General features: G+C 72.6%; 23 protein-coding genes. 12 read left to right on the plus strand and 11 right to left on the minus strand.

Annotated elements, in window-relative coordinates; genetic code table 11:
• Positions 1-40 precede the first annotated feature (40 nt).
• Positions 41-1090, plus strand: a complete 1050-nt coding sequence (gene murB, locus VO99_RS04565) for a UDP-N-acetylmuramate dehydrogenase (protein ID WP_046111641.1) — start codon at positions 41-43, stop codon at positions 1088-1090.
• Here murB and VO99_RS04570 read toward each other — a convergent pair.
• The 5 genes from VO99_RS04570 to VO99_RS28595 all read right to left on the minus strand — a co-directional run bounded on the left by VO99_RS04570 (position 1083) and on the right by VO99_RS28595 (position 6232).
• Entirely contained in the window at positions 1083-3332 is a 2250-nt protein-coding gene (locus VO99_RS04570) for an ATP-binding protein (RefSeq protein WP_046111642.1), read from the minus strand. The two genes, murB and VO99_RS04570, sit on opposite strands and share 8 nt — an antisense overlap.
• Positions 3329-3841: a putative pterin-binding protein gene (locus VO99_RS04575; protein ID WP_046111643.1), complete on the minus strand. Its 513-nt coding sequence runs from the start codon at positions 3839-3841 to the stop codon at positions 3329-3331. The genes VO99_RS04570 and VO99_RS04575 overlap by 4 nt, the downstream gene beginning before the upstream one ends.
• 80 nt (positions 3842-3921) lie before the next feature.
• A complete protein-coding gene (locus tag VO99_RS04580; RefSeq protein ID WP_046111847.1) occupies positions 3922-5097 on the minus strand; it encodes an MFS transporter in 1176 nt (391 codons plus the stop codon).
• Between the two features lie 59 nt (positions 5098-5156).
• A complete protein-coding gene (locus VO99_RS04585; RefSeq protein ID WP_046111644.1) occupies positions 5157-5903 on the minus strand; it encodes an SDR family NAD(P)-dependent oxidoreductase in 747 nt (248 codons plus the stop codon).
• A 26-nt stretch (positions 5904-5929) separates the two neighbouring features.
• The gene (locus VO99_RS28595; protein ID WP_052736085.1) at positions 5930-6232 is read right to left on the minus strand and encodes a YdhR family protein; all 303 of its coding nucleotides are present in this window, start codon (positions 6230-6232) and stop codon (positions 5930-5932) included.
• 100 nt (positions 6233-6332) lie between these two features.
• Between VO99_RS28595 and VO99_RS04595 the strand changes: the two genes are divergently transcribed.
• Entirely contained in the window at positions 6333-6641 is a 309-nt protein-coding gene (locus VO99_RS04595) for a LysR family transcriptional regulator (RefSeq protein ID WP_046111645.1), read from the plus strand.
• Positions 6617-7243: a substrate-binding domain-containing protein gene (locus VO99_RS04600; protein ID WP_046111646.1), complete on the plus strand. Its 627-nt coding sequence runs from the start codon at positions 6617-6619 to the stop codon at positions 7241-7243. Before VO99_RS04595 ends, VO99_RS04600 begins: the two co-directional genes overlap by 25 nt.
• A 33-nt stretch (positions 7244-7276) precedes the next feature.
• Here the strand turns inward: VO99_RS04600 and VO99_RS04605 are convergent, their stop codons facing one another.
• Positions 7277-7915 (minus strand): pseudouridine synthase, encoded by a 639-nt coding sequence (locus tag VO99_RS04605; protein ID WP_046111647.1) that lies wholly within the window; start codon positions 7913-7915, stop codon positions 7277-7279.
• Positions 7916-7961: 46 nt separating this feature from the next.
• Positions 7962-8123: a hypothetical protein gene (locus tag VO99_RS30750; RefSeq protein WP_198156872.1), complete on the minus strand. Its 162-nt coding sequence runs from the start codon at positions 8121-8123 to the stop codon at positions 7962-7964.
• Between the two features lie 130 nt (positions 8124-8253).
• Between VO99_RS30750 and VO99_RS04610 the strand changes: the two genes are divergently transcribed.
• Positions 8254-10452: a TonB-dependent receptor plug domain-containing protein gene (locus tag VO99_RS04610; protein WP_157039435.1), complete on the plus strand. Its 2199-nt coding sequence runs from the start codon at positions 8254-8256 to the stop codon at positions 10450-10452.
• A 54-nt stretch (positions 10453-10506) separates the two neighbouring features.
• Here the strand turns inward: VO99_RS04610 and VO99_RS04615 are convergent, their stop codons facing one another.
• Positions 10507-11484, minus strand: coding sequence for a Tim44 domain-containing protein (locus VO99_RS04615; RefSeq protein WP_046111648.1), 978 nt, complete (start codon positions 11482-11484; stop codon positions 10507-10509).
• A 203-nt stretch (positions 11485-11687) separates the two neighbouring features.
• Between VO99_RS04615 and VO99_RS04620 the strand changes: the two genes are divergently transcribed.
• Positions 11688-14102 carry a YgiQ family radical SAM protein gene (locus tag VO99_RS04620; protein ID WP_046111649.1) on the plus strand — a complete coding sequence of 805 codons (2415 nt, stop codon included), beginning with the start codon at positions 11688-11690 and terminating at the stop codon, positions 14100-14102.
• Positions 14103-14126: 24 nt separating this feature from the next.
• Here the strand turns inward: VO99_RS04620 and VO99_RS04625 are convergent, their stop codons facing one another.
• The 3 genes from VO99_RS04625 to VO99_RS04635 form a co-directional block, all read right to left on the minus strand.
• Positions 14127-14864, minus strand: coding sequence for a Crp/Fnr family transcriptional regulator (locus VO99_RS04625; RefSeq protein WP_052736087.1), 738 nt, complete (start codon positions 14862-14864; stop codon positions 14127-14129).
• A 70-nt stretch (positions 14865-14934) separates the two neighbouring features.
• Positions 14935-15903: a threo-3-hydroxy-L-aspartate ammonia-lyase gene (locus tag VO99_RS04630; protein WP_046111650.1), complete on the minus strand. Its 969-nt coding sequence runs from the start codon at positions 15901-15903 to the stop codon at positions 14935-14937.
• 32 nt (positions 15904-15935) lie between these two features.
• Positions 15936-16295 carry a hypothetical protein gene (locus VO99_RS04635; protein WP_046111651.1) on the minus strand — a complete coding sequence of 120 codons (360 nt, stop codon included), beginning with the start codon at positions 16293-16295 and terminating at the stop codon, positions 15936-15938.
• A 192-nt stretch (positions 16296-16487) separates the two neighbouring features.
• Between VO99_RS04635 and VO99_RS04640 the strand changes: the two genes are divergently transcribed.
• The 7 genes from VO99_RS04640 to VO99_RS04670 all read left to right on the plus strand — a co-directional run bounded on the left by VO99_RS04640 (position 16488) and on the right by VO99_RS04670 (position 23406).
• Positions 16488-17936: an aminotransferase-like domain-containing protein gene (locus VO99_RS04640; protein WP_046111652.1), complete on the plus strand. Its 1449-nt coding sequence runs from the start codon at positions 16488-16490 to the stop codon at positions 17934-17936.
• A gap of 24 nt (positions 17937-17960) precedes the next feature.
• A complete protein-coding gene (locus tag VO99_RS04645; protein ID WP_083440356.1) occupies positions 17961-18980 on the plus strand; it encodes a branched-chain amino acid ABC transporter permease in 1020 nt (339 codons plus the stop codon).
• 230 nt (positions 18981-19210) lie between these two features.
• Positions 19211-19966 (plus strand): ABC transporter ATP-binding protein, encoded by a 756-nt coding sequence (locus tag VO99_RS04650; RefSeq protein WP_046111653.1) that lies wholly within the window; start codon positions 19211-19213, stop codon positions 19964-19966.
• Positions 19963-20718 (plus strand): ABC transporter ATP-binding protein, encoded by a 756-nt coding sequence (locus VO99_RS04655; protein ID WP_046111654.1) that lies wholly within the window; start codon positions 19963-19965, stop codon positions 20716-20718. The genes VO99_RS04650 and VO99_RS04655 overlap by 4 nt, the downstream gene beginning before the upstream one ends.
• Positions 20719-20807: 89 nt before the next feature.
• The gene (locus VO99_RS04660; RefSeq protein ID WP_232315264.1) at positions 20808-21779 is read left to right on the plus strand and encodes a diacylglycerol/lipid kinase family protein; all 972 of its coding nucleotides are present in this window, start codon (positions 20808-20810) and stop codon (positions 21777-21779) included.
• Complete coding sequence (locus tag VO99_RS04665) at positions 21776-22594, plus strand: metallophosphoesterase family protein (protein WP_046111656.1); 819 nt, start codon at positions 21776-21778, stop codon at positions 22592-22594. Before VO99_RS04660 ends, VO99_RS04665 begins: the two co-directional genes overlap by 4 nt.
• Entirely contained in the window at positions 22591-23406 is an 816-nt protein-coding gene (locus tag VO99_RS04670; RefSeq protein WP_046111657.1) for a phosphatase PAP2 family protein, read from the plus strand. The genes VO99_RS04665 and VO99_RS04670 overlap by 4 nt, the downstream gene beginning before the upstream one ends.
• The last annotated feature ends 13 nt before the right edge of the window (positions 23407-23419 follow it).

Consider the following 23419-nt stretch of genomic DNA (forward strand, 5'->3'; position numbering starts at 1 on the left):
GTAAGCCGAGGCTTACGGGGGAATCGGCGAAAATTCTGCCATGCAACGCCTGGCCCCGGCCCTACAGATCGAGCGCGACGCAAGCCTGCGTGCCCACAACACCTTCGGGCTGCCGGCGGTGGCGCGCACCCTGGTGCACATCCACAGCGCGCTGGACGTGCGCCGCGTGGTCGACCACCCGGAGTACGGCCGCGCGCCCAAGCTGGTGCTGGGCGGTGGCAGCAACATGGTCTTTACCCGCGACGTGGCGCCGGTGGTGCTGAAGATGGACGTGCGCGGCCGCCGACTGGTGGAAGCGCGCGACGATGCCTTCATCGTCGAGGCCGGCGCCGGCGAGCCCTGGCACGAGTTCGTGGCCTGGACGCTGGACAACGGCTTTCCGGGGCTGGAGAACCTGGCGCTGATCCCGGGCACCGTGGGCGCCTCGCCGGTGCAGAACATCGGTGCCTACGGCGTGGAGCTGAAGGACCGCTTCGAGTCGCTGAGCACCGTGGACCTGGTCACCGGTCGCAGCGTGACGCTGGACGCGCGCACCTGCGCCTTCGGCTACCGCGACAGCGTGTTCAAGCAGGAAGGCTTCGGCGGCCTGGCCGGCAAGAGCGTCATCACCCACGTGCGCTTCCGCCTGCCGCGACCGTGGCAGCCGGTGCTGGGCTACCTGGAGCTGGAGCGGCGCATGCAGGAGACGGGCAACACCGCGCCCGATGCGCGCACGGTGTTCGACTGGGTGTGCGATATCCGCCGCGGCAAGCTGCCCGACTGGCGCGAGGTGGGCAATGCCGGCAGCTTCTTCAAGAACCCGGTGGTGACGATGGAGCAGTGCCGGGACATCATCGGCCGCGACCCGGAGATCGTGCATTACCCGCTGCCCGACGGCTCGGTGAAGCTGGCCGCAGGCTGGCTGATCGATGCCTGCGGCTGGAAGGGCAAGACGGTGGGCCGCGCCGGCGTCTATGAGAAGCAGGCGCTGGTGCTGGTCAACCGCGGCGGCGCGAGCGGCGCCGAGGTGGTGACGCTGGCCCGCGCCATCCAGGAAAGCGTCTACGGCCGCTTCGGCATCCGACTGGAGCCCGAGCCGCTGATCATCTGACGCCGGCCGGCGCGGGCAGCAGGCCCAGCTGCCGCAGCGCGTCGGTCGTGGCACGGCGCACCGACTCGAATTCCTCCAGCCGCGCCAGCAGCGCCGGCACGTCGGCCTGCGGGGCCAGCTCGCGCACCGCCTGGGCGGTGTCGGCCAGCCGCTGCAGGCCCAGGTTGAGGGCCGCGCCCTTGGTGCCGTGCAGGCTGGCGCCCAGCGTCGCCACGTCGCCCTCGCGGGCGGCCTGCAGCAGCCGCGGCAGGCCGGCGGCGCATTCCTGCAGGAAGCCGTCGGCCAGCGTAGCGAAGCGCTCGCGCGTCATCAGGGCCACCACGCTGTCGAGCACCTCGCGGTTGAGCAGCCCGGGCGGCGGCGCCGAAGGTGTCTGCAGCTGCAGCTCCGGCTGCGGCAGGTCCGGCGAACCGGCGGCCGGGCGCAGGCCCACCACCGCGGCCAGCGTGGCCGCCAGCTGGCGCGCCTCCACCGGCTTGGTGAGGAAGGCGGTCATGCCGGCGGCCAGGCAGCGCTCGCGCGTTTCCGCGAAGGCATCGGCGGTGAGGGCGACGATGGGCATGCGGCCGGCTTCGCCCGGCAGCTCGCGGATGGCCAGGGTGGCGCCCACGCCGTCCAGCTCCGGCAGGTGCAGGTCCATCAGCACCACGTCATAGGGCCGGGCCTGGGCGGCACGCACCGCCTCGTGCCCGTTGGTGGCGAAGGTGACCTCGTGGCCCAGTCCGCCCAGCAGCGCTTCCAGGTACTTGCGGTTGACCGCATGGTCCTCGGCCACCAGCACCTTCAGCCCGGGCATGCGCGGCACGGTGACGTCGGCGGCAGGCAGCGCGCTGGCGGAGCCGGCATCGGCCGCCGGCTTGAGCGGCAGCACGAAGACGAAGGTGCTGCCCTGGCCGGCGCGGCTGCTCACGCGGATGTCGCCGCCCATCAGCCGCGCCAGGTTGCGCGAGATTTCCAGCCCCAGGCCGGTGCCGCCGTGGCGGCGCGAGCGCGAGGTGTCGCCCTGGGTGAAGCGCTGGAACAGCCGGGCCATGGTGGCGTCGTCCATGCCGATGCCGGTGTCGGTCACGCTGAAGGCCAGCTGCCCGTGCGACAGCCCGGCGCTCACCGTCACCGAGCCCGCGTCGCTGAACTTGATGGCATTGCTGATGAGGTTGAACAGCACCTGCTTGACCCGCGTGGCATCGGCCGTCACCCGCTCGGGCAGGCCCGGCTCGATGCCGATGCGCAGGGCCAGGCCCTTGGCGGCGGCCTGCGGCTTCATCAGCGCCTCGATGTCGTGCAGCAGGCGCGCCAGCGGCACCGAATCGGGCACCAGCGTCAACGTGCCGGACTCCAGCTTCGACATGTCCAGGATGTCGTTCAGGATGGCCAGCAGGTGGTCGGCCGATTCGGTGGCCGTGCGCAGGTAGTCCAGCTGCGTGTGGTTGAGCCGGGTTTCGCGCAGCAAGGAAAGCATGCCCAGCAGGCCCTGGAAGGGCGTGCGGATCTCGTGGCTCATGTTGGCCAGGAACACGCTCTTGGCCTGGCTGGCGGCCTCGGCCTCGTGGCGGGCGTCGCGCAGCCGCGCCGCCAGCGCCTCCAGGCCCAGCTGGCGGCGCTCCAGCTGGCGCATCTGGCGCACCGCGATCAGCGCGAACACCAGCGTGCTGACGCACAGCACCAGCGTCAGCGCCACGCTGACGATGTTGTGCTCGCGTACGGTCTGGTTGCGGTAGGCGATCTGGGCCGCCACCTCGTGCGAGGCCGACAGCGACAGCGAGTGGATGGGCGCGGCCAGCGCATCCAGCGTGCGCAGCAGCGTAGCCAGCACCGGGGCATCCAGCGGCAGCGCGGCCTCGGGGCCGAGGAAGCGGTCGGCCTCGCCGATGAAGGCCTGCAGCTGCTGCACCGTGCGGTCGAACTCGGCGCGGTCGCGGATCAGGCGCGCGGCGCGCTCCGTCTCCAGCAGGTTGGCCATGCTGACGAACAGGTCGTAGCGCAGCTGCAGCGCATGGCGGTCCAGCGGCTGCTGGCGCACCGCGTCGCGCCACTGCATCTGCAGCCGCAGGAACTCCACCTCCAGCTGGTTCAAGTTGACCAGCAGGTAGTCGCCCTGGAACTGCACCGCCGAATTGAGCGAGCGGAACTGGTGCACCTGCACCGTGGCCGCCAGCGCGAAGGCCGCCACCAGCACCGCGCCCACGACGCCGATGAGCCAGCCGCGGCGCGGTGCGGAAGGTCCGCCGGTGCGGGCGCTCACCGGACCTCGAGGCTCACCAGCTGCCAGGCGCAGCGGCTGAAGTACACGGCGGTGCGCAGCTCGGGCTGGCGGTCGAACGGGTACATGATGAACAGCGGGCCCTTGTCGCGCACCGGCATCGGCTTGCCGTCCATCAGCACCGCCAGCACCACGTCGTGGCGCAGCAGGTCGTCGAACGGGATCTCCACCCGGTAGTCGTTCAACGCGACGGCCACCACCTTCTCGCCGCGGGCGCCGGCCGCGCCCAGCACGTCGCGCACCAGCGGGCCGGTGAAGCGCCGCACCGTGCTGTACCACGGCGTCTTGGTGACGATGTCGGTCTGCGGCAGGCCGCGCAGCATGGCCATGTCGAAGCCGGCGTGCTGGGGCAGGTTGGGGCGGCGCAGCCGGCCGCGCACGGTCAGCAGCACCTCGCCGGCGGGCGGCTCCAGCGCCTGCGCGGCACGGGGCACGGCAGCCGCCAGTGCCAGGCCGGTCAGCAAAACTTCGCGTCGGCGGAACGGGGGCATCGTCGGGACGTGCGGTGGAGGGGCAGCGGATTGCGCGGCATTCTAGGGGGGGTCCCTGGGCAGAGGCGGCGGGGGCGGCCTCAGCCCTGCACCAGCTGCTGCCGCTCGCGCAGCGCCGGGAACAGCCGCATCCACACCGCCACCACCGCCAGCGTGCCCACGCTGCCCAGCACCACCGAGCCCACCGGCCCCAGCCAGGCGGCGGTGGCGCCGGACTCGAACTCGCCCAGCTGGTTGCTGGCGCCGATGAACACCGAATTGACGGCGGCCACGCGGCCGCGCATCTCGTCGGGCGTGTCCAGCTGCACCAGCGACTGGCGCACCACCACGCTCACCATGTCGGCCGCGCCGGCCACCATCAGCGCCGCGAAGCTCAGCCCGAAATGGGTGGACACGCCGAAGACGAAGGTGGCCACGCCATACACCGCCACCGCCGCGAACATGCGCCGGCCTACCCGGTGGCGCAGCGGCCAGCGGGTGAGCAGCAGCGAGACCAGCAGCGCACCGCCCGCCGGTGCGCCGCGCAGCAGGCCCAGGCCCCAGGGCCCGGTATGCAGGATGTCGCGCGCATAGATGGGCAGCAGCGCCGTGGCGCCGCCCAGCAGCACCGCGAACAGGTCCAGCGAGATGGCGCCCAGGATCACCGGCCGCTGGGCGATGAAGCGGAAGCCCGCCAGCAGCGTCGCCAGGTTCACCGGCTCGCGCAGCGGCGGCCGCCGCAGCCCGCGGATGGACAGCACCAGCGCCGCGCCCAGCACGAAGAGCGCCGTGCAGGTGCCATACACCGCCGCCGCCCCGGCCACGTAGACGAAGCCGCCCAGCGCCGGGCCGGCGATGATGGCCGCCTGCATCGCGCCCGAGCTGAAGGCCAGCGCCCGCGGCAGCACAGCGGCCGGCACCAGCGAAGGCACCACCGCCTGCTGCGCCGGCTGCTGGAAGGCGCGCGCCACGCCCAGCAGCACCGACACGCCCAGGATGGCTTCCCGGCCCACCCAGCCGCCCAGCGTGCCGACGGCCAGCACGCCGGCCACCAGCGCCTGCAGCGCCAGGCAGGCGGCCAGCACATGGCCACGGTTGCTGCGGTCGATCACCGTGCCCACCACCAGCGTGAGCAGCAGCGCGGGCAGGAACTGCGCCAGCCCCACCAGGCCCAGGTCCCAGGCGCTGCCGGTGGTGTCGTACATCTGCCAGCCCAGGGCCACCATCAGCATCTGCGCGGCCATGGTGCCGGCCAGGCGGCCCCACCACATGCGCATGAAGGAAGGAAAGGTCCGCAGCGGCGCGTCGGCCGCCGTGGCCTGCGGCGGCTCGGCCGTCACTCGCGCACGTCGGCGACGGGCGCGCTGCCGAAGTCGGGCCGGGCGAGGAAGGCCAGCACCTTGGCCGCCGCGGCTTCGGGCGAATCCAGCGCACCGGTGGCGGCCAGGTTGGCGAAGCGGGCCTGCTCGGGGAAGCGGGCCGGGTCGCCACCGCGGAGCTGGCGCTGCATGTCGGTGTCGATCACGCCCGGGGCCAGCGACACGGTGCGCGCGCCGTTGGGCAGCAGCGCCTCGTCCAGCGCCAGCGCGCGGGAGAAGTGGTCCAGCCCCGCCTTGACCGCGCAGTACGAGGCGCTGCCGGCCATCGGCCGCCGGCCCAGGCCGGAGGAGATGTGGAGCAGCTTGCGCTGGCCGGTCCAGCCGCGGGTGGACCGCAGGAAGGCGGCGGACAGCAGCAGCGGCGCTTCCAGCCCCACGCGCAGCGCGGCCGACAGCGCCTCGGGCGCATCGCCTTCCAGCGGTCCCGGCGTGCTCAGCAGCGCCGCGTTGTTGATGAGCGAGGCGCTGGCGAAGCGGTCGGCCGGCATCGCGGCCAGCCAGGCTTCCAGCCGGGCGGCTACGTCCAGCGGCTGGGCCAGGTCGGCCTGCCACTGCTCGGCGCCCGTGAGCTGCGGGTTGGCCGCGCGGGCGATGCCGAGCACGGTGTGGCCGGCCTGCAGCAGCTGCTGCGCCATGGCGGCGCCCATGCCGCGCGAGCTGCCGGTGACGATGAAGAGGTGGGAGGCGGAAGAGGGGGACTGCATGCGGGCGAGGATACCCGCGCCGGCCCTCAGCCGCGGGTGATGACCGATGCGCCCTCGTGCACCGGCAGCGCGGTGATCTCCAGGTCCTTCAGGAAGGGTTCGGCCGCCACGCGGGCCACCGCCTCGGAGGCCATGAAGGCGTCCATCGAGGCCTTGTCCTGCCAGATGTACACGCTGGCGAAAGTGCCGGTGTCGAAGTCGGCCATCCAGGTCTTGCGTTCCAAACCGGGCACGCCGGCGATGGCATCGGCGTAGGGATCGACCCAGCGTTGCTGGTATTGCTCGGGGTCCAGGGTCAGCACGTAGCGAAAGATCTGGGCGTAGCGCATGGGAATTTCTGCAAGGGTTGCAATAGCAAAACGATATATCCGGTGAGCAATCGGGGCAATGCCTATACTTTCTATCAACCCATTGGCCTGGCCTATAGAAATGGCGCACTACGGACTCCCTGCCCTGCACTACGCCTCGGCGGCGGCACGGCTGCGTTCCTTCAGCGCCGCTGCACGCGAAGCTGGCGTGTCGCAGCCCACGGTGTCGGCTGCGGTGGCAGAACTGGAGGCGGTGCTGGGCGCACGGCTCTTCCTGCGCTCGGGCCGGCAGCTCGGCCTGACCGCCGAAGGCGAGCGCCTGCTGCCGCGGATCGACGCGGTGGTCGGCGCGGTGGCGCTGCTGCAGGCGGAAAGCCGCGAGCTGGCTTCCGCGGCCCCCAGGAGTTGCGCATCGGCTTCACGCCGCTGATGGGCGCGGGCCGCCTGGCGCTGCTGCTGGAGCCGTTCGAGCAACGACATGCGGGCGTGCGGCTGCTGTTCTTTGAATCGTCGGTGGCCGACCTGGAGCAGCGGCTGGACGCCGGCCAGCTCGACGTGATCGTGGGCTGCGGCTTCCGCAGGCTGCGCACCCGCGGTCGCGCCCGGCTGCTGGAGGACGAGCTGGTGCTGTGCTCGCCGCAGCCGCCACTGGGTGCAGGCGGTGCGGCGACGCTGCCCGCGGCCAGCCGGGAGCGGCTGCTGCTCACCGCCGACCTGTGCGGGTTGGCCAGCGCCACCCGCGGCCTGTTCGAGGCCGCGGGCCTGCCCATCCAGGCCTACCCCGGTCGCGCGATGAGCTACGGCGCGCTGGAAGACTGGGTGGATCTGGGCCTGGGCAGCGCGGTGATCCCGCGCTTCCACGTGCGCCGCCAGGCGTTGGCCAGGCCGCTGCTGGACGCCGCGGGCGCGCCGCTCAGGCTGGCGCTGGAAGCCGTGTGGCGACGCGGTGCCGCCGGGGCCGGACCGGTGGCGGCCTTCCTCACTTTCGTGCACCGGGTGGTGCCCACCCTGGCGCGCGGCCTGGCGGCGTGAGGCGTTGCGCCGCCGCAGGTCGTGCAGGAAGCGTCAGATGGGCGCCGGGCTGTCGAACTGCACCGGGAGCCCGGTGCGTGGATGCACCAGCGCCAGGTGCTCGGCATGCAGCAGCAGGCGCGGGGCCAGCGCCTGCACCGCGGGCGGGGCGTACAGCTCGTCGCCCAGCAGCGGATGCCCCAGCGCCTGCATGTGCACCCGCAACTGGTGTGAGCGGCCGGTGACCGGCTCCAGCGCCACGCGGGTGATGCCGTCGGGTTGCCGCTGCAGCACGCGGTAGCGGGTGAGGGAGGGCTTGCCCTCCCGCAGGTTGACGATCTGCCGCGGCCGGTTGGGCCAGTCGCAGATCAACGGCCAGTCCATGGTGCCGGCGTCGTCGGCCAGGTGGCCGTGGGCCAGGGCGACGTAGCGCTTGGCCACATGCCGCTCGGCGAAGGCAATGCTGAGCTGGCGGTGCACCTGGGCGCCGCGGGCCAGCACCATGAGGCCGGAGGTGGCCATGTCCAGCCGGTGCACGATCAGCGCATCCGGCCAGCGGGCCTGGGCCCGGTGGGCGATGCAGTCCTGCAGATCGGGGCCACGGCCGGGCACCGAGAGCAGGCCGGCCGGCTTGTCGACGACGATCAGCGCGTCGTCCTGGTGCAGCACGGCCAGCGGGGGCGGGGCCGTCATCGCGGTGTGTGCGGCGCTGGCCGCGGCCCGGGTGGGCCGCGGTGCATCAGCGCGCGGGTGGTTCGCTGCCCGGGGCGGGCGAGCCTTCGTTGGGCGCCGGCTCGTGGCTACCGCGGTCGCCGACCTTCTTCTGGCGCTTTTCTTCCGCCTTGCGCTTCTTGGCCAGCTCGCGCTGTCGCTTTTCGTACGAGTAGTTGGGCGTCGCCACCGGGCGTCTCCTGTTGCTGCGAATGGCCGCGGCGCCAGCATAACCCCCCGGGCCGCGAAGCTGAAACAAGCGCGCTGCCCGCGCCAGTTCCCGGCATCGCACGTCATGGGGCTGCAGGACAATCCCGGCCATGTCTCCGCCGTTGTCGCAGTCGCTCCGCCCCTGGCTGCTGGCCTGCGCCGCCAGCACGGCCGCCGCCCAGCCCGTACCGCCGCCGCCGGCCGCGGCCGCCTCCGCGTCGGCCGCCTCGGCCCCGGTGCCCGCGCAGCGGGTGGAGGTCACCGGCAGCAACCGCCGCAGCGATGCCGACGAGCGCCGGCAGTCCACCGCCGCCAAGGTGGTGGTGGGCCGGGAGGAGATCGAGCGCTTCGGCGACGCCAACGTGAGCGACGTGCTGCGCCGGCTGCCCGGCGTGACGGTGCAGGGCAGCCCCGGGCGTGGCGGCACGCCGCGCATGCGCGGCCTCGGCAGCGGCTACACCCAGATCCTGGTGGACGGCGAGCCGCTGCCGGCGGGTTTCAGCGTGGATTCGCTGTCGCCCGAGCAGCTGCAACGCATCGAGCTGCTGCGCGGCCCCACCGCGGAAACCGGCGCCCGCGCCATCGCCGGCACCATCAACATCGTCACGCGGGAGAACCAGCGCCAGCCGCTGAACGACTGGCGTCTGACCTCGGCCTTCGACGAAGGGCAGGTCTCCCCCACCGTGGCCTGGACGCGGGGCGGCAAGCTCGGCGAGGCCTTCGACTACACCGCGTCGCTGTCGGTGTACGCCCGCGAGGAAGACACCCGCAGCAGCACCCGCACCGTGTCGCCCACGCTGGAGCAGCAGGCGCAGCAGGTGCTGCACGACCGGCGCAAGGGACTGCGCGGCTCCGGCCGGCTGCGCTGGCGGCTGGGCGAGGGCGAAAGCCTCACCCTCACGCCCTACCTGCTGCTGGCCGATGCCACGCCCTTCCGGGCGGGCACGCTGCAGCAGACGCTGGGCGCAGCACCGTACGAGCGCTTCCGTACCGATTTCGACAACGGCTTCCAGCTGCGGCGGCTGAATGCACAGCTCAACCGCCGGCTGGGCGAGCACCGGCTGGAGTGGCGCGTGGGTGGCACCCAGGCGCAGTGGTCGTCGGACACGCTGCGGGCGGAATCCGGCGGCGCCAGCCCCGGCCTGCGCACCGACGCCACCCGGACCGACAGCGACGACGCCAGCACCACGCTCAAGCTGAGCACGCCGCTGGGCGAGCGGCACAACCTGGTCTCCGGCCTGGAACTGGCCGGCCAGCAGCGCGACGAGCGGCGCGCCACCACGCTGGACGGCCTGCCGGTGCTGGACGAGTTCGGCGACAACCTCAGCGCCTCGTCCCGCCGCTGGGCGGTGTACGTGCAGGACGAATGGAGCGTCAGCCCGCAGCTGGACCTGCAGCTGGGCCTGCGCGGCGAAGGCATCCGCACCGAGGGCAGCGGGGAGGGTGGCGCCCGCGTTCGCAACAGCAGCACCGTGTGGACGCCGCTGCTGCACGGCGTGTGGCGGCCCGACGCCCAGCGCAAGGACCAGGTGCGCCTGAGCCTGACGCGCAGCTATCGCGCGCCCACGTTGCAGAACCTGATCGGCCGGCCGGCGCTGAGCACGCTCTACCCCACCGGCGCCAACGAGCCCACGTCGCCCGACCGCGCCGGCAACCCGGACTTGAGGCCCGAGATCGCCACCGGCATCGACCTGGCCTTCGAGCGCCACCTGGCCGGCGGCGGGCTGCTCAGCGCCAACCTGTTCCACCGGCAAATCCGCGACCTGATGCGCACCGTCACCACGCTGGAGACGGTCAGCTGGTCGACCGAGCCGCGCTGGGTGGCCCGGCCGCGCAACATCGGCGACGCCACCACCAGCGGGGTGGAGCTGGAGGCGCGCTTCAAGCTGGACGCGCTGTGGGCCCCCGCGCCGGCGGTGGACGTGCGCAGCAACCTGAGCCTGTTCCGCTCGCGGGTGAAGTCGGTGCCCGGGCCCGACAACCGGCTGGACCAGCAGCCCGGCGCCACGCTCAACCTGGGCGCCGACTACCGCCTGACCGACTGGCCGCTGACCCTGGGCGCCACCCTCAACCTCACGCCGGGCTATGACGCGCGGCTGTCGGAAGACCAGTTCGCCACCCAGAACCGCAAGCGGGTGATCGATGCGTATGCGCTGTGGCGGGTGCGGCCCGGCCTGCAGCTGCGTGTGTCGGCCAGCAACCTGGCGCCGCTGGACGACATCACCGGCTCGGTGGTGGCGCAGGAACAGTCGCGCACCGTGTCGCCCTCCACCATGAACTGGCAGCTGCAGCTCGAGATGAAGCTGTGAGGCGGGCATGAAAAAGGCGGCCGGAGCCGCCTTCTTGCCTGCTGGGGGCGGGGATTACAGCGGCTGGATGCCGGCAATCGCCCAGTCGCCGCCGGCCACCGGCTTGACGAAGTGCCACAGCTCGTTGAAGGGCTCGGCACCGGCGCCGATCTCCTCGCGGATCAGGCCGTGGAAGCGCACGGTGACGATCTGCTGGCCCTGCTCCTCGGCATAGTCGGCCAGGTCGGCGTCGAGCTGCACCACGTCCGTCTGCTGCGCCTTGGCGCCGCGGTCCTGCAGGTCCAGCCGCAGCGAAGCGAACAGCTCCGGCGTGGTGAACTTGCGCAAGTCGTCCACCTGGCCGGCATCGTTGGCGGCCTGCATGCGGATGAACAGCATCTTGGCGATGCGCTGGAAGCCTTCACTGTCGAAGTCCGCCGGCAGCGTGGCGCGGCCGGTGGCTGCGGCGGCGGGCACCGCACCCAGGCCCGTGGCGGCGGCGGCCGGCGCGGCGTCGAACGACTGGCGCTGCAGCGGCTGCTGCGGCTCGGGCGTGCGGTTGAAGTTGAAGGCACCTCCGTTGGCGTTGCCGCCGGCACCCGCGCCCGCACCGGCCATCTGCAGGCCGTTGTTCTGGCCCTGGCGGTTGCCGGCGAAGCGGCGCATCAGGAAGCGGATGGCCACGAAAGCCACGATGGCCAGCAGCAGCATGGTCATGAAGTTGGCCAGGCCGGCGCCCATGCCCAGGTGGCTGAACAGCGCGGCGATGCCCAGGCCCGCTGCCAGGCCGGCGATCGGGCCCATCCACGAGCGCTTGCCCGCCGCGGCGGCGGCACCGGCAGCCGCGGGTGCGGCGGCGCCTGCCACCGGCGCGGCATTGCCCGGCTGCTGGGCCGGCGTGCCCGGGGTGGATTGGGGCGACTGCGCAGGGGCCTGGCGCTGCATGCCCGAACTGCGGCCGCCGCCCAGGCGCTTGGCCTCGGCGTCGAATGAGGCGAGCGGCAGCGATACGGCCGCCACCGCCACGGAAAGGGCTACCAACCAGGTCTTCACAGGGTCTCCTTTGATCGTCGAGAGGGTGACTTGCACCCGTGCACCGCTCCCATGCGGCACTCGGGGTATGAGTGTCCAGGGCGGATTTGGTTCATTTCACCGCGAACTCAAGCGCAAGACCGTGTTTCGGAGGGGATAAACCGACAGGGTGAACCCCTAGCGCCGACAATCGAGGGTTAGCCGCCGCTCCGGAAAGCCCGCCCGTGTCCACCGCCCTCGCACCGAATCCCGCCCCGACGGTCAAGCCGCTCACCGCGTACCGCCCCTATTGGGCCAAGCGCTTCGGGCCGGCGCCGTTCCTGCCGATGAGCCGTGCCGAGATGGAGCGCCTGGGCTGGGACGAGTGCGACGTCGTCATCGTCAGCGGCGACGCCTACGTGGACCACCCCAGCTTCGGCATGGCGGTGATCGGGCGCACGCTGGAGGCGCAGGGCTTCCGTGTCGGCATCATCGCCCAGCCCGACTGGCACAGCGCGGAGGCGTTCAAGGCGCTGGGCAAGCCGCGCCTGTTCTTCGGCGTGGCGGCCGGCAACATGGATTCGATGATCAACCACTACACGGCTGACCGGAAGATCCGCAGCGACGATGCCTACACGCCGGGCGGCGCGGCCGGCAAGCGGCCGGACCGGGCGACGCTGGTGTACACCCAGCGCTGCCAGGAAGCCTTCAAGGACGTGCCGGTGATCATCGGCGGCATCGAGGCCAGCCTGCGCCGCATCGCGCACTACGACTACTGGCAGGACAAGGTGCGCCGCTCCGTCCTCGTGGACAGCAAGGCCGACCTGCTGCTGTACGGCAACGCCGAGCGGGCCATCATCGAGGTGGCGCACCGCCTGGCGCAGCGCCGGCCGATCGAGAGCATCACCGACGTGCGCGGCACCGCCTTCATCCGGCGTGCAGGCGATCCGTCGGCCGAAGGCTGGTTCGAGCTCGATTCCACCGAGGTGGACCGCCCGGGCCGGGTGGACGAGCACATCAACCCCTACCAGACCACCAGCGAGCAGGCCGAGGCCCAGGGCACCACCTGCGCGAAGGAAGAGGGCGGGGACGCGGCCGCGGCGGCCAGCAACGGTGGCCTGGGCGCCGCCGAGCAGCCGATCAAGATCGTGCCGCGCAGCCGCGTGGTGATGCCGCCGCGCGAGCGCACCGTGATCCGGCTGCCGGCCTACGAGCAGGTCAAGAGCGACCCGGTGCTGTATGCCCACGCCAACCGCGTGCTGCACCTGGAGACCAACCCCGGCAACGCCCGCGCGCTGGTGCAGCGCCACGGCGAAGGCCATACCGCCCGCGACGTGTGGATCAACCCGCCGCCGATCCCGCTGGCCACGGCCGAGATGGACCATGTGTTCGACCTGCCGTATGCGCGGGCGCCGCACCCTTCCTACGCCGACGCCAATGGCGGCCACGACGGCCCGACCAAGATCCCGGCGTGGGAGATGATCCGCTTCAGCGTGAACATCATGCGCGGCTGCTTCGGCGGCTGCACCTTCTGCTCGATCACCGAGCACGAGGGCCGCATCATCCAGAGCCGCAGCGAAGACTCCATCATTCGCGAGATCGAGGAGATCCGCGACAAGGTGAAGGGCTTCACCGGCATCATCAGCGACCTGGGCGGCCCCACGGCCAACATGTACCGCATCGGCTGCAAGAGCCGCGAGATCGAGTCGGCCTGCCGCAAGCCCAGCTGCGTCTACCCCGGCATCTGCCCCAACCTCGACACCGACCACGGCCCGCTGATCCAGATCTACCGCCGTGCGCGGGCGCTCAAGGGCATCAAGAAGATCCTGATCGGCTCCGGCTTGCGCTACGACCTGGCGGTGAAGTCGCCCGAGTACGTGAAGGAACTGGTGCAGCACCACGTGGGTGGCTACCTGAAGATCGCGCCCGAGCACACCGAGGGCGGCCCGCTGTCCAAGATGATGAAGCCGGGCATCGGCACGTATGACCGCTTCAAGCAGCTGTTCGAGAAGTTCAGCGCCGAGGCGGGCAAGCAGCAGTTCCTGATTCCGTACTTCATTGCGGCGCACCCGGGCACCAGCGACGAGGATATGATGAACCTGGCGCTGTGGCTGAAGAAGAACGGCTTCCGCGCCGACCAGGTGCAGACCTTCTATCCCAGCCCGATGGCCACCGCCACCGCGATGTACCACTCGGGCATGAACCCGCTGAAGGGCATCAGCCGCGACGGCACCCGTGCCGAGAAGGTGGACATCGTTCGTGGCGAGCGCCGCCGCCGACTGCACAAGGCCTTCCTGCGCTACCACGATGCCAACAACTGGCCGCTGCTGCGCGAAGCGCTGAAGGCGATGGGCCGCGCCGACCTGATCGGCAACGGCAAGCACCACCTGATCCCCACCTTCCAGCCGACCACCGACGGCAGCTACCAGAGCGCGCGGCGCAAGAACTCGACACCCGCGCCGCAGGCCGCCAAGGCTTCGGCACCGACGTCCGGCAAGGCCGGCCGCCCGATGCCCGGCCGCCTGCTCACCCAGCACACTGGCCTGCCCCCGCGCGACAACGGCAGCCGGCCCGGCCGCACCAGCTTGAGCGGCACGGCCGGGGCCAAGGCCAAGGGGCCTCTGGTGAAGGCGCCGCTGCGGGCCAAGGGCCGGGGCTGAGCGGGCGGCGGGGCGCAGCGAGGCTCAGCCCGCGTCTTCCGCCTCCAGCGCCGCCCGCAGCGCTGCCGCTTCCACGGTGGCGTTGCGCGGGCCCTGCAGCGTCAGCACGCCTTCGCGGCGCAGCTGGCTCACCACGCGGCTGGCGGTTTCCACCGTCATGTTGAGCATGTCGCCGATCTCGTCGCGGCGGGGCATCCACAGCAGGGCGCCGGGCTCGGCGTCGGCGGCCAGGCGGTCGAGCAGGCGCAGCAGCCGGCGGCGCGCCGGGCCGGTGGTCAGCTCGGCCAGCCAGCCTTCGGCCTCGTCGACCGCGCGCTGCCAGCGGCGCATCAGCTCCTGCAGCAGTGCCGGCTCCTCGGCGCCCATGCGCTGGATCATCGGCGCCGGCAGCCGGCACATGCGCACCGGCGTGCAGGCCACGGCTTCATCCGCATAGGCCTCGCCCAGCAGTGCCTGCTGGCCGATCAGGTCGCCGCGGCCAGCCAGCCGCACGATGCGTCGCTCGCCCGACGAGGTGATGCGCTCGAAGCGCACGATGCCGCTGCGCAGGGTGTAGGCGGCGCTGCCGCGTTCACCGCGACGCCACAGCACCGCGTCCGGGGCCCATTCGGTGGACGGGATGTGCTCGTGGATGCGCGCCAGGCCGGCGTCGTCCAGCGCGCCGAAGAGGGCAGCCTGGCGCACCTCGCAGGCGACGCACACCTGGGCCTGTGGATGCGGTACGGCATCGGTGCGGTACAGCGGAATCACGGGCATCAGCATCGCGGGACCTTGGCGGCCACCCCGGCGGTGGCCCGGCGCAAAGTCTATGCGGGCGCCCGCCCCGCGAGGCTCAATCCACCTGCTCGGCGCCGGTCATCAGCGCGATGAAGCGGTCGATGCCGATGTTGCCGCCCGACAGCGTGACGCCCACGCGGCGGCCGGCGAAGCGCTCGCGGTGCTGCATCAGCGCGGCCAGTGCGCAGGCGCCGGAAGGCTCCACCACCAGCTTCAGCCGTTCGAACACGAAGCGCATCGCCTCCACCACCACCGGGTCGGGCACGGTCAGCACGTCGGTCACCAGCGCCTGGATCACCTTGAACGGCTCCACGCCCACGGCCTGGGTCTGCTGGCCGTCGCAGATGGTGCGCGGCACGTCGATGTGCACGATCTCGCCCTGGCGCAGCGACTGCTGCATGTCGTTGCCGCGCTCGGGCTCGGCGCCGAACACTTGGATGTCCGGCAGCAGGTGCTTGGCCGCGACGGTGCAGCCCGACAGGAAGCCGCCACCGCCGGCACAGACGATCAGTGCATCGAGGTGCCCGGCGTCCTCGATCAATTCGAGTGCCGCCGTGCCCTGGCCGGCCATCACCGGAATGTGGTCGAACGGCGGGATCAGCGCGGCCCCGGTGTCGGCCACCAGCGCGCGGGCGATGGCGGCGCGGTCTTCCTTGTAGCGGTCGTAGATCACCACCTCGGCGCCGTAGCCGCGGGTGGCGGCCAGCTTCAGCGTGGGGCTGTCGTGCGGCATCACGATGGTGGCCTTGCAGCCGTGCAGGCGCGCGGCCAGCGCCACCGCCTGCGCATGGTTGCCCGACGAGAAGGCCACCACGCCCTTGGCGCGCTGCTCGTCGGTCAACACGTTCACCGCATTGAAGCCGCCGCGGAACTTGAAGGCGCCCATGCGCTGCAGGTTCTCGGCCTTCAGGTAGACCTTGGCGCCCAGCAGCTCGTCGAGCGTGTGCGAATGGATCACGGGCGTGCGGTGGGCAACGCCGCGCAGCCGGCCGGCGGCGGCCTGGATGTCGTTGAAGTTCAGCATGGCTTGGGTGGGGTGGTGATGCGGAAGAGGTGTCAGCGCAGGCCGGCATCCGGTGCCTGCCGCAGGCTGGCCACGGCGGCCCGGCCCAGGCTGCGCAGCGCCTGCTGCAGCGACCGTGCCGCCTCGTGCCACAGCGCGGCGTGGCCTGGCGGCTGCATCAGCAGCAGCAGGGTGGAGCGCTCGGCCTGCACCCAGGTCCAGCCGCGCAGCACACCGGCCTCGCCGTCGGCCAGCCGCTGCACTGCGCCGCCGGTCGCGGGCCATTGTGGCGTGCCCTGGCAGCACACGCTGCCGTGCTGCACCAGGACCTGCAGCCCGCGGCCGGCCGGCAGCCAGCGGCCTTCGCCGCGCTGCAGCGGCAGGGTCTGGCGAGGGTGGATGGAATGGCGCATGGCAAGGTCCTCCTGGGCGGGTGGCGGGTGGGTCGTTCGAGGCCTCCAGCGTAGGCACACCGGCCAGGGCGCAACAGGCACAGGCGGACGGCATCTGTTCCGTATCAGCCGGCGTGCACGGGCGGCTGTTCCGGTGGCTTGCGGCCCGATCTGTTCTGGTGGGCCGGCCGCGGTGCGCGGCATCATGGGCGCATGGAAGTAGCCGCCCCCGCAGACCCGCTGTACCAGCGCATCGCCCAGCATTACCGCGGCGCCATCCGTTCCGGCCTGATGCCGGCCGGCGAGCGCATGCCCTCGGTGCGCAGCCTGCAGCGGCTGCACCAGGTGAGCCTGTCCACCGCGCTGCAGGCCTGCCGCCGGCTGGAGGACGAAGGCCTGCTGGAGGCGCGGCCGCGCTCGGGCTATTTCGTGCGCGTGCCGCGCCGCGGCGGCATGCCGCCGGCCAGCGAGCCCGACTTCGCACGCGCGCCCGATCCCGCGCAGTACGTGGGCATCCACGACCGGGTGTCGGCCTTCGTGGCGCGCAGCGAGGGCTGCCCGGCCCAGGTGGACTTCGGCGCCACCTATGCCGCGGCCGAGGCCTACCCCGGCGAGGCGCTGAAGGCCGCCGCCATCCGTGCGCTGCGCCGCCAGCCCGACCTGCTGGTGCGCCCGGCCGATGCCGCCGGCGAGCTGGCGCTGCGCACCGCCATCGCGCGCCGGGCGCTGGACGGCGGCATGCAGCTCTCGCCGGACGACATCACCATCACCCACGGCTGCATCGAGGCGCTGAACGTGGCCCTGCGCGCGGTGGCGCAACCGGGCGACGTGGTGGCGGTGGAGTCGCCCACCTACTACGGCCTGCTGCAGGTGCTGGAAAGCCTAGGCCTGCGTGCGCTGGAGATCCCGTGCAGCCCGAACACCGGGCTGTCGATCGAGGCGCTGGCGCTGGCCTTCGACACCCAGCCCGGCATCAAGGCGGTGGTCACCGGCCCCGACCACCAGAATCCGCTGGGCAGCGTGATGCCCGATGCCGACAAGGCCCGCCTGGTGGCGCTGTGCGAGCAGCACCAGGTGCCGCTGATCGAGGACGACACCTACGGCGCGCTGGGCAACGACGACGTGCCGTTGCGCGCGCTCAAGGCCTGGGACCGCAGCGGCAACGTGATCCGCTGCGTCTCGCTGCGCAAGACGATTGCGCCAGGGCTGCGGCTGGGCTGGGTGAGCGGCGGCCGCTGGCATGCGCGCATCCGCATGCTGAAGTACGCGCAGAGCCGGGCCAACGAGGCGCTGCCACAGCTCACCATGGCCGAATTCATGGCCAGCAGTGCCTACGAGCGCCACCTGGCGCGGCTGCGCCGGCAGGTGCGGCAGCAGCGCGAGCGCATCGCCGAGGGCATTGCCGCCTGGTTTCCGGCGGGCACGCGGCTCAGCGTGCCGCCGGGCGGCATGCTGCTGTGGGTGGAGCTGCCGCCGGGCGCCGATGCCCATGCGCTGTTCGAGGCGGCGCTGCAGCAGGGCATCCGCACCGTGCCCGGCACGCTGTTCTCCAACAGCCACCGCTACGACCGCTACGTGCGCATCAGCTGCGGCCACCTCGTCACCCGCCAGGCGGAGCAGGCCCTGCGCACCCTGGGCGCGCTGGCTGCGGCGCAGGGCTGACGACGCCATGCACACAATGCCGGCATGACCGCACCGCCCGCCGTACCCGCCGCACCCGACGCTTCCACCGACGTCCGCCCGCTGCCCGGCCTGCTGGACCATCCGCTGCCCGCGCGCACTGCGCTGCCGGTGCTGGCGCTGCTGCTGGCGCTGCCGGCCATCGCCACGGCGCTGGGGCAGGACTTCTACATCGGCCTGGCCAGCCGCATCCTCATCTTCGCGCTGGCTGCCAGCAGCCTGAACCTGATCCTCGGCTTCGGCGGCCTGGTCAGCTTCGGCCATGCGGCCTTCGTCGGCATCGGCGCCTATGCGGTGGGCATCCTGATGCAGGAGGGCATCGCCTCGGCCTGGATCGCCTGGCCTGCCGCGGTGGCCGCCAGCGCGGCGGCGGCAGCGGTGGTGGGCGCCATCAGCCTGCGCACCCGCGGCGTGTACTTCATCATGATCACGCTGGCCTTCGCCCAGATGCTGTACTACCTGATGGTGTCGCTGAAGGCCTATGGCGGCGAGGACGGGCTGCCGCTGGCCGGCCGCTCCACGCTGGGCGCGGCCGGGCTGGGCATCGACCTGGCTGACGACCGCCACTTCTACTTCGTGGTGCTGGCAGTGGCCGCCGCCTGCTTCGTGCTGATGCAGCGCCTGCTCAATACCCGCTTCGGCCACACGCTGCAGGCGCTGCGCGAGAACGAGGTGCGCATGGCCGCCATCGGCCATTCGCCGCTGCGCACGCGGCTGGCGGCCTTTACGCTGGCCGGCGGCCTGGCCGGCCTGGCCGGTGCGCTGCTGGCCAACCAGAGCAGCTTCGTCAGCCCGTCGCTGCTGCAGTGGAGCCAGTCCGGCATGCTGATGATCATGGTGATCCTGGGCGGCGTGGGCCACCTGTGGGGCGGCGTCGTCGGCGCGGTGGTGTTCCTGCTGCTGGAGGAAGTGCTGGCCGGCTTCACCATCCACTGGCAGTTCGGCCTGGGCGCGGCGCTGCTGGCGGTGGTGCTGGGCGCCCCCAACGGCCTGATGAGCCTGCTACGCCGGCGGAGCCGGGCGTGAGCGCCGCCGTCCGGCCGCCCGAAGGCGGCGCTCCTCCCGCCCGGCGGGATCCCGCGCAGCGGGAGGGTGCTCCATCCAGCGCCGCCGCCCGGCCGCCCGAAGGCGGCGCTCCTCCCACCCGGCGGGATCCCGCGCAGCGGGAGGGTGCCCCACTGAGCGCCGCCGCCCGGCCGCCCGAAGGCGGCGCTCCTCCCGCCCGGCGGGATCCCGCGCAGCGGGAGGGTGCCCCGGTGACCGTGCCGCTGCTGCAGGTGCAGGGGCTGGTCAAGCGCTTCGGCGGGCTCACCGCCACCGACCAGGCGTCGCTGGCGGTGCATGCCGGCGAGATCCATGCGCTGATCGGCCCCAACGGTGCGGGCAAGACGACGCTGATCCAGCAGCTGTCCGGCGCGCTGGCGCCGGATGCCGGCCGCATCGAGCTGGGCGGCGAGGACATCACCCGGCTGCCGATGCCGCTGCGGGTGGGGCGCGGGCTGGTGCGCAGCTACCAGGTCACCAGCATCTTCGGGCGGCTCAGCGTGCTGGACAACCTGGCGCTGGCGGTGCGCCTGCCGCCGACCGAGCGGCTGTCGTTCTGGCGCCCGGCGCGGGCCGATCGGCGGCGCTTCGAGGCCGCGGCCGAGGTGGCGCGGCGGGTGGGCCTGGGCGCACGGCTGCAGCAGCGGGCCGGCGCCCTGGCCCATGGCGAGCAGCGCCAGCTGGAGGTCGGCCTGGCGCTGGCCACCCGGCCGCGGCTGCTGCTGCTGGACGAGCCGATGGCCGGCATGGGCGGCGACGAATCGCAGCGCATGGTGGCGCTGCTGCAGTCCCTGCGCGGCGAGGTGGCCATGCTGCTGGTCGAGCACGACATGGACGCCGTCTTCCAGCTGGCCGACCGCATCAGCACCCTGGTGGCCGGCCGCGTGATCGCCAGCGGCACGCCGCAGCAGATCCGCGAACATCCGGAAGTGCGCCGTGCGTACCTGGGGGACGAGGTGATGCCGTGAGCGCCGCGCCCCGCCCGCCTGCCAGCGGCGCTTCCGGTGCCTCAGCCCCCTTGCTGGAGGCCGAAGGCCTGCAGACGGCCTACGGCAGCAGCCAGGTGCTGTTCGATCTGCACCTGCGCATCGAGCCCGGCGACGTGGCCACCCTGCTGGGCCGCAACGGCATGGGCAAGACCACCACGGTGCGCACGCTGATGGGGCTGACGCCGGCACGCGCGGGCAGCGTGCGCTTCCTGGGTGAGCCCATCCAGCACCTGAGCCCCGACCGCATTGCCCGCATGGGCCTGGCCATGGTGCCCGAGGGCCGGCAGATCTTCGGCAACCTGACGGTGGCGGAGAACCTGCGGGCCTTCGCGGCCGACCGGCATGCCGCGCGCGAGCCATGGACGCTGGACCGCGTGGTGGCCCTGTTCCCGCGGCTGGCCGAACGCTGGCGGCACATGGGCCACCAGCTGTCGGGCGGCGAGCAGCAGATGCTGGCCATCGGCCGGGCGTTGATGACCAATCCGCACCTGCTGATCCTGGACGAGGCCACCGAGGGCCTGGCGCCGCTGGTGCGCGAGGAAATCTGGCGCTGCCTGCAGGCGCTGCGCGCGCAAGGCCAGAGCATCCTCGTCATCGACAAGTACGTGCAGCGGCTGCTGGCCCTGGGCAACCGGCACACGGTGATCGAGCGCGGGCGCGTGGTGTGGCAGGGCGACTCCGCGGCGCTGGCCGCGCAGCCGGAGGTGTGGCAGCGCTACGTGGGCGTGTAACCGCGCTGCCGTGTAGGCGCGCGCCGCTGCCGCACAAGCGCCGCGAGCCGACAGCCGCCGGCCGGGGCGCCCGCTATTCTGGGCCTCCCTTGAGCAGCCCGAGACCCTTCGTGATCCAGCCCGACCGCGATGCGCCCCTCTATGTCGTGCTCAATGCCGGCTCCGGTCGCGGCGACGCGCAGGAAACCCGCGCCACCATCGAGCGTGTGCTCGGCCAAGCCGGACGCCGCCACGAGGTGATGGTGCGCGACCACGGCGCCAGCGTGTCCGACCTGGCCGCCCGCGCGGTGGACCTGGCTTGCCAGCACCGCGGCATCGTGGTGGCCGCCGGCGGCGACGGCACGATCAACTCGGTGGTGCAGGCCGTGCTCGGCCGCGATTGCGCCTTCGGCGTGCTGCCGCAGGGCACCTTCAACTACTTCGGCCGCGCCCATGGCATCCCGGCAGACACCGAGATCGCCACCCGCGCCCTGCTGGATGCGCAGGTGGAGCCGGTGCAGGTGGGCCAAGTCAACGGCCGCGCCTTCCTCGTCAATGCCAGCGTGGGCCTGTATCCGCAGCTGCTGGAAGACCGCGAGGCCTACAAGCAGCGCTACGGCCGCAGCCGCCTGGTGGCGCTGTGGTCCGCGGTGGTCACCGTCTCTCGGGCGCACCGGCCGCTGCGGCTGGAGATGCAGTGCGGCGGCGAGACGCGCCAGGTGCGCACGCTCACGCTCTTCGTCGGCAACAACCCGCTGCAGATGGCGCAGATCGGCCTGCCCGAGGCGCCGGTCACCGGCGATGGCCAGCTCGCCGCGGTGATGCTGCGGCCGGTAAGCACCCTCAACCTGCTGGGGCTGATGCTGCAGGGTGCGCTGGGCCGGCTGGGCGAGGCGGAGGACGTGCAGAGCTTCGCCTTCGAGAGCCTGTCGGTGCGCCCGGCCGCGCCACGCCGCCGCGGCACCGTGCGCGTGGCGATGGACGGCGAGCTGTTCGAGATGCGCGCGCCGCTGCGCTTTTCCGTGTCGCCGCATGCGCTGCCCCTGATGAAGCTCCGGCCGCCGCCGGCCCCACCGGCATGACCGGCCTGCTGCAGATCTCCGACCCGCACTTCGGCACCGAGCAGCCGCAGGTGGCGCAGGCGCTGCTGCAGCTGGCTCGGGAACAGGCGCCCGACGTGGTGGTGCTGTCCGGCGACATCACCCAGCGGGCGCGGCCGTCGCAGTTCGAGGCGGCCCGGCTGTTCATGCAGCGCCTGGGCCCGGTGCCCGCGGTGGTGGTGCCCGGCAACCACGACATCCCGCTGTTCAACCTGCTGGCGCGTGCCTTCTGGCCCTATGCCAACCACCAGCGTGCCTTCGGCCGCGAGCTGGAGCCGGTGCACAGCGGCGCGCACTGGCTGGTGATCGGCGTGAAGACCACGCGCCGCCGGCGTCACAAGGACGGCGAGGTGTCGGCCGCGCAGATCGAGCGCACCGCCGGCCTGCTGCGCCGCGCCGGGCCGGGGCAGGTGCGGGTGGTGGTGCTGCACCAGCCCATCGCCGTGTGCCGGCAGGAGGACGCCGGCAACCTGCTGCACAACCGCCAGGCCGCCATCGACAGCTGGGCCCGTGCCGGCGCCGACATCGTGATGGGCGGCCACATCCACCTGCCCTATGTGCTGCCGCTGCACGAGGCGCAGCCCGGCCTGCCGCGCCACCTGTGGGCGGTGCAGGCGGGCACCGCCCTGTCCAGCCGCGTGCGGCACGAGGCCGGCAATTCGGTGAACCTCATCCGTCGCGTGGGCCCCGGCGCCCACGGTGCGCTGGTGGAGCGCTGGGACTTCGATGCCGCCAGCGGCCGCTTCGCGCCGGTGTCGGTGAACCAACTGGCGCTCTCGCGCTCGCAAGCGGCATGACGCTCGATGTTTCCGACCCGGCCGTGCGGCTGGGCCTGCAGGCGGCCGACCATGCGCTGCCCTTGTACTTTGCCGGCCTGCTGGCGGTGATGCTGCTGGCCGGCGGCGGCTGGCTGCTGCTGCGTCGCGTGGTGCATCCGCACCAGCCCGGCCGGCCGATGCCGCCGATGCAGCTGGTGCTGCGCCTGGGCCTGGGTGCGCTGGGCATCGTGGCCGCGGCCACCGCCTTCGCCGAGCTGGCCGACGAGATGGGCGACGGCGAAGGCCTGGGCCGCTTCGACGAGGCGGTGGCCGGGCGCCTGGCGCAGACGCTGGCGCCGGCGGTGCTGCGGGTGTTCGCGACGATCACCCACCTGGGCGACGTGATCATGCTCACGCTGGTGAGCCTCGCCGCCATCGGCTGGCTGCTGTGGCAGCGGCGCTGGCGCATGGCGCTGGCCTTCGGGCTGGTCACCGGCGGCGGCGGCATGCTCAACCGGGTGCTGAAGTCGGTGTTCGAGCGCGTGCGCCCGCCGCACGAGCATGGCGTGGGCGTGGTGGCCGACGGCTACAGCTTCCCCAGCGGCCACAGCGCGGGCTCGGCGGTGGTGTACGGCATGCTGGCCTGGCTGCTGCTGCGCAGCACGCCGCGCCACTGGCATGCGCCCATCGTGGCCGTGGCCGCGGCGCTGGTGTTCACCATCGGCGTCAGCCGCGTGATGCTGCAGGTGCACTGGGCCAGCGACGTGGCGGCCGGCCTCGCCTCGGGCACCGCCTGGCTGCTGACCTGCGTGCTCATCATCGACTGGCTGCGGCGGCCGCGCGGGACGTAGCACACTCGTGGCT

It is taken from the genome of Aquincola tertiaricarbonis (genome assembly GCF_000969605.1).
Taxonomy (GTDB): Bacteria; Pseudomonadota; Gammaproteobacteria; order Burkholderiales; family Burkholderiaceae_C; genus Aquincola; species Aquincola tertiaricarbonis.

Bases quoted from the DNA above. Each gene is read 5' to 3' on its own strand.
- VO99_RS04635 (WP_046111651.1), bottom strand. From the start codon at position 16,295: ATGCGCCATTCCATCCACCCTCGCCAGACCCTGCCGCTGCAGCGCGGC.
- VO99_RS04605 (WP_046111647.1), bottom strand. From the start codon at position 7,915: ATGACGGCCCCGCCCCCGCTGGCCGTGCTGCACCAGGACGACGCGCTG.
- VO99_RS04670 (WP_046111657.1), top strand. From the start codon at position 22,591: ATGACGCTCGATGTTTCCGACCCGGCCGTGCGGCTGGGCCTGCAGGCG.
- VO99_RS04575 (WP_046111643.1), bottom strand. From the start codon at position 3,841: ATGCCCCCGTTCCGCCGACGCGAAGTTTTGCTGACCGGCCTGGCACTG.
- VO99_RS04580 (WP_046111847.1), bottom strand. From the start codon at position 5,097: ATGCGCATGTGGTGGGGCCGCCTGGCCGGCACCATGGCCGCGCAGATG.
- VO99_RS04595 (WP_046111645.1), top strand. From the start codon at position 6,333: ATGGCGCACTACGGACTCCCTGCCCTGCACTACGCCTCGGCGGCGGCA.
- VO99_RS04645 (WP_083440356.1), top strand. From the start codon at position 17,961: ATGACCGCACCGCCCGCCGTACCCGCCGCACCCGACGCTTCCACCGAC.
- VO99_RS04630 (WP_046111650.1), bottom strand. From the start codon at position 15,903: ATGCTGAACTTCAACGACATCCAGGCCGCCGCCGGCCGGCTGCGCGGC.
- VO99_RS04610 (WP_157039435.1), top strand. From the start codon at position 8,254: ATGTCTCCGCCGTTGTCGCAGTCGCTCCGCCCCTGGCTGCTGGCCTGC.
- VO99_RS04665 (WP_046111656.1), top strand. From the start codon at position 21,776: ATGACCGGCCTGCTGCAGATCTCCGACCCGCACTTCGGCACCGAGCAG.
- VO99_RS04625 (WP_052736087.1), bottom strand. From the start codon at position 14,864: ATGCTGATGCCCGTGATTCCGCTGTACCGCACCGATGCCGTACCGCAT.
- VO99_RS28595 (WP_052736085.1), bottom strand. From the start codon at position 6,232: ATGCGCTACGCCCAGATCTTTCGCTACGTGCTGACCCTGGACCCCGAG.
- VO99_RS04640 (WP_046111652.1), top strand. From the start codon at position 16,488: ATGGAAGTAGCCGCCCCCGCAGACCCGCTGTACCAGCGCATCGCCCAG.
- VO99_RS04585 (WP_046111644.1), bottom strand. From the start codon at position 5,903: ATGCAGTCCCCCTCTTCCGCCTCCCACCTCTTCATCGTCACCGGCAGC.
- murB (WP_046111641.1), top strand. From the start codon at position 41: ATGCAACGCCTGGCCCCGGCCCTACAGATCGAGCGCGACGCAAGCCTG.